This window comes from Kitasatospora sp. NPDC059648 (assembly GCF_042734825.1).
Classification (GTDB): domain Bacteria; phylum Actinomycetota; class Actinomycetes; order Streptomycetales; family Streptomycetaceae; genus Kitasatospora.
The window spans coordinates 1-12,519 of record NZ_JBHWDU010000089.1 but is presented as its reverse complement, the minus strand read 5'-3'; the positions used below and the strand labels follow the sequence as shown (position 1 = coordinate 12,519).

General features: G+C 73.5%; 10 protein-coding genes and 1 pseudogene. 4 read left to right on the top strand and 7 right to left on the bottom strand.

Translation table 11 applies throughout. From position 1 onward, the window contains the following. Positions 1–388 precede the first annotated feature (388 nt). Positions 389–1,312 carry a DNA-3-methyladenine glycosylase family protein gene (locus tag ACFV1W_RS33810; protein ID WP_380421081.1) on the bottom strand — a complete coding sequence of 308 codons (924 nt, stop codon included), beginning with the start codon at positions 1,310–1,312 and terminating at the stop codon, positions 389–391. 118 nt (positions 1,313–1,430) lie between these two features. Next, positions 1,431–2,591 (bottom strand): peptidoglycan recognition protein, encoded by a 1,161-nt coding sequence (locus ACFV1W_RS33805; RefSeq protein ID WP_380421080.1) that lies wholly within the window; start codon positions 2,589–2,591, stop codon positions 1,431–1,433. Between the two features lie 104 nt (positions 2,592–2,695). Here ACFV1W_RS33805 and ACFV1W_RS33800 point away from each other — a divergent pair, with 104 nt between their 5' ends. The 3 genes from ACFV1W_RS33800 (at position 2,696) to ACFV1W_RS33790 (ending at position 6,399) form a co-directional block, all read left to right on the top strand. Then, a complete protein-coding gene (locus tag ACFV1W_RS33800) occupies positions 2,696–3,487 on the top strand; it encodes a TIGR03089 family protein (protein WP_380421079.1) in 792 nt (263 codons plus the stop codon). Between the two features lie 35 nt (positions 3,488–3,522). Then, positions 3,523–4,749 (top strand): LCP family protein, encoded by a 1,227-nt coding sequence (locus tag ACFV1W_RS33795; protein ID WP_380421078.1) that lies wholly within the window; start codon positions 3,523–3,525, stop codon positions 4,747–4,749. Between the two features lie 147 nt (positions 4,750–4,896). Next, a complete protein-coding gene (locus ACFV1W_RS33790; protein WP_380421077.1) occupies positions 4,897–6,399 on the top strand; it encodes an LCP family protein in 1,503 nt (500 codons plus the stop codon). 72 nt (positions 6,400–6,471) lie between these two features. Here the strand turns inward: ACFV1W_RS33790 and ACFV1W_RS33785 are convergent, their stop codons facing one another. The 5 genes from ACFV1W_RS33785 to ACFV1W_RS33765 form a co-directional block, all read right to left on the bottom strand. Next, entirely contained in the window at positions 6,472–7,512 is a 1,041-nt protein-coding gene (locus tag ACFV1W_RS33785) for a glycosyltransferase family 2 protein (protein ID WP_380421076.1), read from the bottom strand. 285 nt (positions 7,513–7,797) lie between these two features. Then, positions 7,798–10,362, bottom strand: coding sequence for an ABC transporter permease (locus ACFV1W_RS33780; protein ID WP_380421075.1), 2,565 nt, complete (start codon positions 10,360–10,362; stop codon positions 7,798–7,800). Positions 10,363–10,381: 19 nt separating this feature from the next. Continuing rightward, entirely contained in the window at positions 10,382–11,167 is a 786-nt protein-coding gene (locus ACFV1W_RS33775) for an ABC transporter ATP-binding protein (RefSeq protein WP_380421074.1), read from the bottom strand. A 255-nt stretch (positions 11,168–11,422) separates the two neighbouring features. Then, on the bottom strand, positions 11,423–11,977 hold the full coding sequence (ssuE, locus tag ACFV1W_RS33770; protein WP_380421073.1) for an NADPH-dependent FMN reductase: 555 nt from the start codon (positions 11,975–11,977) through the stop codon (positions 11,423–11,425). Between the two features lie 87 nt (positions 11,978–12,064). Further along, on the bottom strand, positions 12,065–12,142 hold the full coding sequence (locus tag ACFV1W_RS33765) for a putative leader peptide (RefSeq protein WP_355212135.1): 78 nt from the start codon (positions 12,140–12,142) through the stop codon (positions 12,065–12,067). Positions 12,143–12,321: 179 nt separating this feature from the next. On the opposite strand from ACFV1W_RS33765, the pseudogene ACFV1W_RS33760 reads away from it, so the two are divergent. Then, positions 12,322–12,519 (top strand): annotated as a pseudogene (locus ACFV1W_RS33760) (LytR family transcriptional regulator); the annotation flags it as partial.

Below are 12,519 nucleotides of genomic sequence, written 5' to 3'. Positions count from 1 at the left end.
GCCGCGCCGCGGGCCCCCCCGCCGGGGGGGGGGGGGGGCGCGGGGGGGGGGGGGGGGGGGGCGGGGGCGGTTCGGGGGGGGGCCGCTCCGGGGGCTGGGTGATTTTCAGACTGCCGATTCTGTGGGTGGGGTGCTGGGCGTCGTTGGCAGTCTGAAAATCACCCGTCACGCCCCCTTCCGCAGCCACCCCCTCCACCGCCCCTCCCGCAGCGCGTCCCTCTCGCCTGGGTCGGGTGGGGGGAGGGGCTGGGGGGTGGGGAGGCGGGTGGTGGGTGCGTGGGGGGGGGCGGGGTGGTAGGCGGGGGCGCGCGGGGCGTCGCCCGCGCGCCGTGGAGGGGAGCGGGTTGGTGTTCGCGTGGGGCGCGTGGCCACGACGGTTGGGTCCCGCTCAGTGGTGGCGGTGGTCGTTGGGGGTGAGGCGGGGGCCGTAGCGGGGGGCGTGGGAGGTGGTGGCCAGGAGGAGGCGGCAGATGCGGTGGCGCTGGGGGCGGTAGGGCTCCAGGAGGGCGAGCATCTGGGTGTCGTCGCTGCGGGGGCGGCCGGCCAGGGCCCAGCCGACCAGGTTGGGGAGGTGGAAGTCGCCGACGGAGACCGCGTCCGGGTCGCCGTTGCTGCGTTGGAGGGTTTCGGCGGCGGTCCAGATGCCGATGCCGGGGACGGCCGTCAGGCGGGTGAAGGCCTGTTCGTGAGTCATCGTGGAGGCCTCCTCCAGGCGGGGGGCCAGCCGGACGGCGCGCACCACCGTCGCGGAGCGCTTGGGGTCGACGCCGGCCCGGTGCCACTCCCAGCTGGGGACCATCGCCCATTCGCGGGCCGACGGGGCCACCCGCATGCCCTCGGCGGGGCCCGGGGCCGGGGTGCCGAAGTCGCGCAGCAGGGTGCGCCAGGCGCGGTAGGCCTCGTCGGTGGTGACCTTCTGTTCGAGGATCGCCGGGACGAGGGATTCCAGGACCAGTCCGGTCCGGGTGAGCCGCACCCCGGCCGTGCGGCGCTGGGCGTCGCGCAGCGGGCCGGGGGGCAGCACCAGTGCTTCGGGGTCGTCCTCCGCGCCGAGCAGGACGGGCAGCCGCTCCAGCAGCCACTGGGCGCCCGGGCCCCAGGCGATCGCCTCGACCTCGCCGGCGGCGGGGCGCGGCAGCACCCGCAGGGTGCCGATGCCGGCCGGGGTGCGGGAGGCGCGCCAGACGGCGCCGTCGCCGGTGGTGCGGTAGGAGGGGTCGGCGGGGCCCCGGCGCAGCGGCAGGAGGGTGCGGACGGGGTCGAGCGGGAAGCCCGGCCGCCAGCGCCGTACCGCCTCGCTGCCGCCCGTCACTGCTCTCGCCTCCTGTGGTGCCTGAGGCTATGAACGATACGCGGGGAGGGTGACGTCACCGGGGTCGGTCTTCGAACTCCCGTCGTCCACCCGCGGGCGGGAGTCCGAAAGACGGGCCCTACGCCTGGAGTTTGGCCGCGGCCGCGCGCAGGGCGGGGAGCCGGGCGTAGAGGGCGTCGCCGGGGCATTCGGTGTTGAAGGCGTCGCGGTGGCCGGAGATGGCGTCGAAGTCGACGACCGTGCCCTTGGGGTAGCGGCTGGCGTCGGAGCCCGAGGTGAGCTTGGTGTGGCCGTCGGCGGCCTGGCCGGTGAGGCCGAGCTTCCAGGCGGAGATGGCGGTGATGCCGTCGAGGAGGCTCTGGGGCGGGGTGTCGCTGACGAAGGTGCCGATGGCGGCGACGCCGGAGGAGTCGGTGTTGAAGCCGAGGGTGTGGGCGCCGTGGACGGGCTGGGCGACGCCGCCGGCCCGGCCCTCGTAGATGGTGCCGCAGCGGTCGACCAGGAAGTTGTAGCCGATGTCCCGCCAGCCGCTGGTCTTGACGTGGTACTGGTAGATCGATCTGATCACCCGGGGGGCGTCGCTGCAGGCGTAGTCGGTGGCGGTCGCGGTGTGGTGGACGAAGACCTCGCGGACGGGGCCGGTGTACTCGAAGCCGGGTTCGCGCAGGGACTCGTCGGCGCCCCAGCCGGCCCGGGTGACGATACCCGGGCGCGGCGCCTGGTGGCCGCCGTCGGCCGGGGCCGCGGGGAGGGTGCGGGTGGCGGCGGGTGCGGGGGCACCGGCGCCGGGGTCGACCAGGTCGACCCGGAGTCCGGGCGGCGGTCCGGCCGGGCCGGGCCGGACCTCGACGGCGACGCCGTCGCTGCGGCCGGTCCACAGCGGGGCGGTGGCGCCGTGCGGGGCCTGGTCGGGGCCGTCCTCGGGGTCGGCCTCCAGGGTGTGCCAGTCGCTCCAGCGGCCGGTGGCGGCGTCCCGGGTGCGGACCCGGACGGAGCCGCCGTCCAGGGCCCCGGGCGGTCCGTCCCAACCGACGCCGAGGAGTTCGTACGGTCGGGTGGTGCTCGGTGCGAGGCCGTGGCCGGCGGACAGCGGGAGCGAGGTGGTCGTCCCTCCGCCGGGGAAGTCACGGCGCTCGGCACCGGGGGCAAGGGGCGTGGCGGAGGCGGTGGAAGCGGGCTGGAGCAGGAGGGCCGCGGTGCATCCGGCAAGCAGCGCGGCGGGGAACGGGAGGCGCACGGCTCCGGTCGAGAGGCGCGCGGCCTGGTGTGAAAGGCGCATACAGGGGATCGTCGCCGCAAACCGGACGGCTCGCCACGCCGCTCCGCGCCCGCTCGCCCGCCCCTCCCGGCCGGACACTCGAAGGCCGTAGGCTGGGGCGCACCATGACTGCGCCATTCGCTGCCGATGCCCGCACCCCCGTCGAGCTGCTGCACGCATACCTGCGCGGCGGCACCCCTTCGGTCGATCCCGCGGCCCCGCTGGTCACCTTCTACGACGACGCCACCGGCGAACGGGTGGAGCTGTCCGCCCGGACCTTCGACAACTGGGTCGCCAAGACGTCCAACCTCCTCCAGGACGAATTGAACGCCGGCCCGGGCGACCGGGCCGCGCTGTTGCTGCCCGCCCACTGGCAGAGCGCCGTCTGGCTGCTGGCCTGCTGGTCGGTCGGCGTGACGGCGGTGCCGGACGGCGACCCGGCCGCCGCCGACCTGGTGGTGAGCGGGCCGGACGGCCTGGAGGCCGCCCAGGCCTGCGAGGGCGAGCGGGTGGCGCTCGCCCTGCGGCCGCTCGGCGGCCGCTTCCCCCACCGCCCGGACGGCTTCCTCGACTACGCCGCCGAGGTGCCCGGCCAGGGCGACCGCTTCGCGCCGTACTCCCCCGTCGCCCCGGACGGGCAGGCGTTGGAGACCGTGGTGGACGGCCTGCCGCTGAAGCTGACGGGCGAGCAGACCGTGGCGCTGGCCCGGGAGGGGGCCGTGCGCCTGGGCCTCAAGCCCGGCGACCGGGTGATGTCCACCCTCTCCTTCGACGACTGGGCCGGTCTGGAGGCCGGCCTGCTGGCCCCGCTGGCGGCCGGCGCCTCGGTGGTGCTGTGCCGCAACTCGCAGGGCCTGGACGCCGGGCAGTGGGAGAAGCGGGTCGAGTCCGAACGGGTGACTGTCCGCCTCGGCTGACCCCGGCGCCGCCCCGGCGGGTAGGGATCCCTGCCATGGCCGAGGATGACACCGAGCACCCCCCGACCGACGAGACTCCCCCCACGGACGCTCCCCCGAGCGGACCGGGACGCGCGCGCAGGCGCCGGCGGTGGCTGATGATCACCGCCGGCGCCGTCGCGTTCCTGCTGGCCGCCACCGGCGTGACGTTCTGGATCGCGTACCGGAAGCTGGACGGCAACATCAGGACCGACTCGGCCACCGACCAGCTCCTGGCCAAGCTGGAGGCCGAGCGTCCGAGCCGGGCCACGGGGGCCGAGGGCGCCCGGAACATCCTGCTGATCGGCAGCGACGACCGCACCGGCACCAACTCCTCGTACGGCGGCCCGTCCGGCACCCGGCGCTCGGACACCACGATCCTGCTGCACCTGGCCGCCGACCGGAAGCACGCGACGGCGGTCTCCATCCCGCGCGACGTCATGGTGACGGTGCCCTCCTGCGAGAAGCCGGACGGCAGCCGCAGCAAGCCGGGGACGATGCAGTTCAACTGGGCCTTCGAGCTGGGCGGTCCGGCCTGCTCGATCCGCACCGTCGAGCAGTTGAGCGGCATCCGGGTCGACCACTACGTGATCCTCGACTTCAGCGGCTTCAAGACCATGGTGGACGCGATCGGCGGGGTCGAGGTGTGCGTGCCGCAGCCGATCCACGACAAGGACGCCAAGCTGGACCTCGCGGCCGGGCGCCAGATGCTGCACGGCGAGCAGGCGCTCGGCTACGTCCGGGCCCGGGAGACCCTCGGCGACGGCAGCGACACCCAGCGGATGGGCCGTCAGCAGCAGTTCCTGGCCTCGCTGATCCGCAAGGTGCAGTCGCAGGGGGTGCTGCTGAACCCGGCCAAGTTGTGGCCGGTGCTGGACGCGGCCACCTCCTCGGTGAAGGCGGACAGCGGCCTGTCCTCGCTCGGCGCGCTCTACGACCTCACCGAGGACCTGCGCGGCATCCCCTCGCCGGACGTGGTGTTCCTGACCGCTCCGCGCCGCCCGTACCGCTACGACTCGGACCGGGACGAGTTCGTGCAGCCGCAGACCACCCAGCTGTTCACCGCGCTGCGGGCGGACCGGCAGCTCGCCGTCCGGCCGCCCGATTCGACGCCCGCGCCGGACGCGGGGGCGAGCCCGGGGGCCGCCGCGGGCTCCGACGGGGCGGCGGCGTCACCCTCGGCGAGCGACTCGCCCACTTTCGAGGGACGCACCGCCGACATGGACGCCTGCGCACAACACTGAGCCCCGCACCGGGGTTTGCCCCGCCATTGCTTTTCCGTGACGGATCTCATACCCGGAACGATTCCCCCGTTCGGCTCGTCTAGTGTGTCCGGATCGACCCACCGCCCGGGTGGGCCGCGCCCGTGACGGCCGGACGTAGGGAATCCCGTGCAGCAGGAGCAACCGAACACCGGCCGGTACAACGGCGGAGGCCGCCGGGACGACCGTCGCCGGGCGGCCGCGGCCGCCCGGCGGAACCGGCGCCGGCGGGTGCTCAAGTGGACGGCCGGGACGGGCGCCCTGGTGCTGGTCGCGGGCTGCGGCGGGGCGTACTACCTGTACCAGCACTTCAACAGCAACCTGACCTCGGTGAAGGTCCAGCTGGGCGACGAGGCGGAGCGGCCCAAGGCCGCCGGGGACGCGCTGAACGTCCTGGTGATCGGCACGGACAGCCGGGCGGGCCTCGGACGCGAGTACGGCGACGAGGGCAGCACCGGGCACGCCGACACCACGCTGCTGTTCCACATCGCCAAGGACCGCTCCAACGCGACCGTGGTCAGCATCCCGCGCGACCTGATGGTGCCGATACCTGAGTGCGAGGACGACAAGGGCAGGAAGGTCCCGGGCGCGGCGCGGGACATGTTCAACAAGAGCCTCGGCCAGGACGGGCGCGACGCGGGGTGCACCTGGAAGACCGTCGAGAAGATGACGGGCATCCGGGTCGACCACTTCGTACAGGTCAACTTCGAGGCGGTGAAGACGCTCTCCACCGCCGTCGGCGGGGTCGAGGTCTGCGCGGGCAAGGACATCGACGACAGGGACTCGCACCTGAAGATGTCCAAGGGCCGCCACGTGGTCCAGGGCGAGGAGGCACTGGCCTTCGTCCGCACCCGGCACGCGGTCGGCTTCGGCGGCGACCTCACCCGTATCCCGCTCCAGCAGCAGTTCATCAGCTCGATGATCCGCAAGATCAAGAGCGACGACACGCTGACCAGCCCGAGCAAGCTCTACCGGCTCGCGGACGCCGCCACCAAGGCGCTCACCGTGGACTCCGCCATCGGCAGCGTCGACAAACTGAAGGACCTGGCGCAGGACATCAGCAAGGTGGACACCAAGAACATCACCTTCGCCACCGTGCCGGTGCTGGACGACCCCAAGGACACGGACCGGCTGATCCTGAAGCAGCCGGACGCAGGCCAGGTCTTCTCGATGATCGCGGGCGACCGCTCGCTGACCGAGACGCCCCCTCCCGCCCCCGGGACCACAGCCCCCGCCCCGGCCGCGCCGACCACCACCACCCCGGCGCTGGACACCAAGGCCGTCCCGGTGACGGTGCGCAACGGCAGCGGGACGCGCGGACAGTCCGGGCCGACGGTGGACAGGCTGAAGGCCATGGGCTTCGCCAGGGCGGCGGTCGGCTCCGACGCCCAGCCCGCCGCGACCACCACGGTCTCCCACCCGGCCGGCCAGGAGGCCGAGGCCGCCGCGCTGGCCGCCGCCCTCGGACTGCCCGCCGACGCCGTGCGGCCGAACCCCAAGGCGGGCCCGAAGGACCCGCTGCTGCTGGTGCTCGGCAAGGACGCCCTCGCGGCCCCCTCGCAGGCGCCGACCGAGGCCCCGAAGGACCTCCAGCGGGTACAGGCGGACGACGTCGACGCGTGCGCCAAGTAGCCACCCGGGGCGGGGGTTCCCGTCAGTCCCGCGGCACTCCTCGCCGGTCGGCGGGCAGTGCCGGCGGCAGCCTCAACGTGCTCGGGAGAGCACGTCCTCGGGGGTCGGAGCGACGCTGCGCATCACCCGGCGGGCCAGCGAGCGGGGCGAGGTGATGAAGCCGAAGCCCCAGCTGAGGTGCATGGTCGCGAGCGCCACGGGCAGCAGCGCCTTGGCCCGGAGGGACAGGCCGCGGCCCTCGACCACCGCGCCGCCGAGGATGCCCAGCAGGTAGCCGCCGGGCACCGCGAGGAAGGCCGGGTGGACGGCGGCGCCGAGCACCAGGCCGAGCACCACCGCGAGCAGCGCACTCGGCGGGGCGAGGTAGCGCAGGTTGACCGAGCCGCGGTGGTAGCGGGTGACCACCCGGCGCCAGCGGCCGTAGTCCTTGTACTGCTTGGCCAGCGCCCGGACGGACGGCCGGGGGCGGTACGTCACCTTGAGCTGGGGGGTGAACCAGACCAGCCCGCCGTCCTGGCGGATGCGGTAGTTCAGCTCCCAGTCCTGGGCTCGGATGAACTCCTCGTTGTAGCCGCCGAGCTTCTCCAGCACCTCGCGCCGGAACACCCCGAGGTAGACGGTGTCCGCCGGGCCGGCCAGGCCGCCGGTGTGGAAGGCCGCGTTGCCGACGCCGATCTTGGAGGTCATCGCGGCGGCGACCGCGTTCTCCCACTCGGTCTCGCCCTCGGCGTGCATGATGCCGCCGACGTTGGCGGCGTCCATCTCACCGAGCAGCCGGACGGCCGTGGCGATGTAGCCGGGCGTGAGCAGGCCGTGGCCGTCGACCCGCACCACTATCGGGTACTGCGAGCCCCGGATCGCGGCGTTCAGCCCCGCGGGGGTGCGGCCGGTGGGGTTCTCCACCGTGCGCACCCGCGGGTCCTCCGCCACCAGCTCGGCGGCGATCTCCGCGGTGCGGTCGGTGGAGGGACCGAGGGCGATCACCACTTCCATCGGCCCGGGGTATTCCTGGTCCAGGATGCGCCGGACGGCCGTGCGCAGGTGTCGTTCCTCGTTGAGCACCGGCATGATCACGGAAACAGCCGGCAGCTCCTCAGCAGCCTTGGTGTTCATCGGGGCCAACCGTACCGGTGCCGACGCGTTGCCGTCTTGTCCCGGTTCGGCTGCTCCCGGTCCACCGGAGGGCGGCACCGGCTCGATGATCACGACCACCGTACCGTTCCGCTCCCCCGGGCCCGAATCCAGCCGGGATCGGTGCAGGTTCGGCGCAGGTTCGGCGTGGGCGGTGAACGCCGGTGAACAGGGCGGAGCCGGCCGCCGACAGGATGTTCACCGGCCCCCGCTCCCCCGTTCCCCCCGGTCTCCCCCGTGGGTGACCCGACGTCCCCCGTCGCCGGGTCAGTCCGTCGCGATGGCCGCGAGGACGTTCATCCGCCCCGCCCGGAAGGCCGGGACCAGGGCGGCGACCAGGCCGATCACCACCGAGGAGACCAGCGTCACCACGATCGTGGCGGTCGGGACGGAGAGCGTCCCGAGACCCTGGTCCCGCAGCACCCGCTGGGCGGTCACGCCCCAGGCCAGGCCCAGCCCCGTGCCGAGGACGGCGCCGAACAGGGCGATCACCACGGACTCCAGCCGGATCATCCGGCGCAGCTGGCGGCGGGAGATCCCGATCGCCCGCAGCAGGCCGATCTCGCGGGTCCGCTCCACCACCGACAGCGCCAGGGTGTTGACCACGCCGAGCACCGCGACGGTGATCGACAGGCCGACCAGGCCGTAGATCAGGTAGAGCAGGGTGTTGACCTGGGACTGCACGAGCTCCTTGTAGCCGGCCTGGTCCTTGACGGTCAGCTGCGGGTACGGCCGGAGCGCGTCCTGCAGGGCGGTGAGCGTCTTGTCGACGTCGGTGCCGGACACGACCTTGGCGTAGATCCGGTCGACGGACTGGCCCGCCACCGGGACGGCCTTGGCCATGGTGGCGAAGTCGACGAAGGAGGCGTCCCCGTAGAGCGAGTCCTTCCCGAACACCACGCCCACCGGGAGCACCTGGGTGTGGCCACCGGCGTAGTGGACGGTGATGCTGTCGCCGACGACGAGGTGGTGGTCGGTGGCGAAGCCCTCGCCGATGCCCAGCGATCCGCGGCTGATCGACTCCACCGCGCCGGACTTGACCGGCAGGCGGAAGTCCGTGCTGAAGAAGGCCGGCGGCACCGCGGCGATCCCGCCCCGCGCGGTCTTCCCGTCGGGCAGCTGGAACCTGGCGTCGAGGTCCTTCTCGGTGGTGACGTGGTCGATGCCCGGGGTCCGCTTCACCGCGTCGATCATCTCGGGGGTGGCCCCGGTCCGGCCGCCCGAGACGATGTAGTCCACGCCCACCGACCTGTCGATCTGCGCACTGGCCGAGCTGACCGCCGAGGAGCTGAAGACCGAGGAGCCGATCACCAGCGCCAGCCCGATCATCAGGGCGGCGGCGGTGGCGCCGGTGCGGCGCGGGTTGCGCATCGCGTTGCGCTGGGCGAGCTTGCCGGAGGGCCCGAACAGGGCCGGGAGCAGGGCGCCGAGCACCTTGATGACGACGGTCGCCAGCAGCGGGCCGAGCACCACGAAGCCGATCAGGGTGAGCAGCAGGCCGAGGCCCAGGAGCCGACCGCCGGTGCCGGCTCCGTCCGCCGTGCCGGCGAGGACCAGCAGGCCCGCGCCGCCGCCGGTGAGCAGCACCCCGAGGACCGTCCGGACGATGTTGGAGCGGGCTTCGGCCGGGGTGCCGTGATCGCGCAGGGCGGCCATCGGCGCGATCCGGCTGGCCCGGCGGGCCGGGATCCAGGCCGCGACGACGGTGATCAGGATGCCCACCGCGTAGCCCGCCACGAAGACGTCGGGCCCAATCTCCAGGTCGCCCGCGTCGAGGTCCATGCCAATCGCGTTCATCAGCTTGATCAGGCCGACGGCCACGCCGAGGCCGGCCGCCACGCCGAGGGTCGAGCCGAGCACGCCCAGGATCAGCGCCTCGACCAGCACCGAGCCGTTCACCTGCCGGCGGCTGCCGCCGATGGCGCGCAGCAGGCCGATCTCGCGGGTGCGCTGGGCCACCAGCATCGAGAAGGTGTTGATGATCAGGAAGCCGCCGACGATCAGCGAGATCCCGGCGAAGCCGAGCATCGCGTACTTCATGAAGTCGAGGCCGCTGCCGATCGCCTTGGTGTTCTCGTCCTTCTGCTCGGCCGCCGTCTTGACCTGGAAGCCGCCGCCCACCTTGGCCAGGGCGTCGGCCTTGAGCTGGTCGTTGCTGCGGCTGCCGTCGCCGAAGGCCTCGACGGAGGTGTAGGCCTGCTCGCCGAGCAGCACCTGCTGGGCGGTCGCGGTGTCCAGGAAGGCCAGCGCGGCGCCCGGGTTGGTGGTGGTGAAGGTGGCGATGCCGACGATCGTGTACGGGTGCTGTCCGCTCGCGTTGTCGACCCGGACCCTGTCGCCGACGCCGAGCCGGGACTTCTTGGCGGTGTCGGCGTCCAGCACCAGCTCGCCGGAGTTCTGCGGGGCGTGCCCGGAGGTGATCTTCACCGGGCTGCGCGGGGTGTCGGTCCAGTTGCCGACCAGGGTCGGCGCGCCGCTGGTCGGGCCGACCAGCTTGTTGGTGGCCGGGTTGACCAGGATCGCGTTGCCGACCATGACCTGGCCGATCGCGGTCTTCACGCCCGGCACCGAGGCGACCTGCTGGGCGAGCGGGGCCGGGACCGTCGCGGGCTTGTCCCCGTCCTGCGGCTCCGCGTCGTCGGCCGGCTTGGGCGGCTGGACGGAGATGTCGGAGGCGGTCGCGGCGAACAGCCTGGAGAAGGTGCCGGTGGCGGTGTTGGAGAACACCAGGGTGCCGGACACGAAGGCGACCGACAGCACGACGGCGATGAGCGAGAGCGCCATCCGGCCCTTGTGGGCGAAGAAGCTCCGCAGTGAGGTCTTGAGCAGCATGGTTTCGTCGTCCCGCCGCTCAGCTGGTGCGCTTGCCGTCGAAGCGGCGCATGCGTTCGAGGACGGAGTCGGCGGTCGGAGCGTGCATCTCGTCGACGATCACGCCGTCGGCGAGGAAGAGCACGCGGTCCGCGTAGCCGGCGGCGACCGGGTCGTGGGTGACCATGACCATGGTCTGGCCCAGCTCGTCCACCGAGCGGCGCAGGAAGGTCAGCACCTCGGCGCCGGCCCGGGAGTCCAGGTTCCCGGTGGGCTCGTCGCCGAAGATGATCTCCGGGCGGGCGGCCAGCGCGCGGGCCACCGCGACGCGCTGCTGCTGGCCGCCGGAGAGCTGGGTCGGGCGGTGCTTGAGCCGGCCGGCCAGGCCGACGGTCTCCACCACCTGCTCCAGCCAGGCCTGGTCGGGCCTGCGGCCGGCGATGTCCATCGGCAGGGTGATGTTCTCCAGCGCGTTCAGGGTCGGGAGCAGGTTGAACGCCTGGAAGATGAAGCCGATCTTGTCCCGGCGCAGCCTGGTCAGCTGCTTGTCCCTGAGGCCGGTGATCTCGGTGTCGCCGATCCGGATCCGCCCGCTGCTGACCGTGTCCAGGCCCGCCAGGCAGTGCATCAGGGTGGACTTGCCGGAGCCCGAGGGGCCCATGATCGCGGTGAAGCGGCCGCGCTGGATGTCCACGTCCACCGCGTCGAGCGCGGTCACCTTGGTCTCGCCCGATCCGTACGCCTTGGTCACCTGGCGGGCCGAGGCGGCGACGGCTGACAATCCGCCGGGGAGCTGGGGGTCGTACACGGCTGCTGCCGTCGTCACTGGAGTCTCCTAAGAAGTGGCCCACCCGTTGACCCCCACCCTCCCGACACGGTCGGGTGGCGGACCCGACGGAACCGGGCCGCCTTCGGAGGGGCGGGGACGTGAGAACCACGTTAGGAGTCGCCGTCTGGGGGCTCGTCCTCCGACGGAATGAAGCGGTGCAACCAAGGTTCTACGGGTGCGGCACCCCCTCCCCCTAGGGGGTGCCGCGGGCCTTCTCGGGGTCGCCCCGTACGGGGGCGCGCGGGCGGCCGCTCAGCCGGTCAGGACGGGTGCGGCCAGGCGTTCGAGGGCGTCGGCGAAGCCCTCCACGACGGGGACGAGATGGGCGTCGCTCCCGCACTCGACGAGGGTCCTGCCGTCCTCCGCGGCGGTGATGTGGCGGTCGAGCACGAACCAGCCCTGGGTGACGTGGCCGGCGCCCATCGAGCTGAGCACCGGGCGCAGCGCGTAGTCCACGGCGAGGACGTGCGCGGGCGAGCCGCCGGTCGCCAGCGGGAGGACGGCCTTGCCGGCCAGGGCGTACTGCGGGAGCACGTCGAGCAGGGCCTTGAGCAGGCCGGAGTAGGCGGCCTTGTAGACGGGGGTGCCGATGACGACGCCGTCGGCGCGGGCGAACAGCTCGGTGACGGCGACGATCTCCGGGTGGTCGAAGTCGCCGGCGAGCAGCGCGTGCGCGGGCAGGCTGCGGGCCTCGAAGGGGACGACGTGGTGGCCGCGGTCCACCAGGCGGGCGTCGACGTGGCGCAGCAGCCGGGTGGTGCGGGAGGTGGCGGACGGGGAGCCGGAAACGGACAGGACGGTGGCCATGGTTCACCTCTGGCTGGAAGCTGGGGCGCTTCGCAGCGGCCGCTGCTCGGCTGCTGCGGTGGGGGTGGCGGGCTCGACGGGTGCGCTTCAGCCGCGACAGAGGGAACCGGACACGCGCTGCAGGTCGACGTGCCGCCGACGCGTGAGTGCCCGACCCTGGTCCATGCCTGGAATGCAAACACGCTGCGTTCGAAGCGGTCAAGAATCGTTTCGGCGCTCGGAACCCGGGTGACGGGCGCGTTTCACGGCGGAACGATCCGGTACGTGCATCAAAACTGCTACAAGAGGCCTGGCGGGGCCCCCGGGGGGAGTCAGCGTCACCCGGGTCGGGCATCCTCGACGGCATGAACACGTGGCAGGAGGGCCGCCCGGGCGGCGGCGGGAACCCGTACGGAGGCAACGGCGGCGGTGCGGCGGCCGAGCCGCCGCTGCCGGCCGGGCTGAACCCGCGCGGGCCGGGGGCGCCCGCTCCGCGCCAGCCGGGGCCGTCCCGCCTCGGCGGCGTCCCGCCGCAGAGCGCCCCCGGCCGTCCGCTCCCGGGC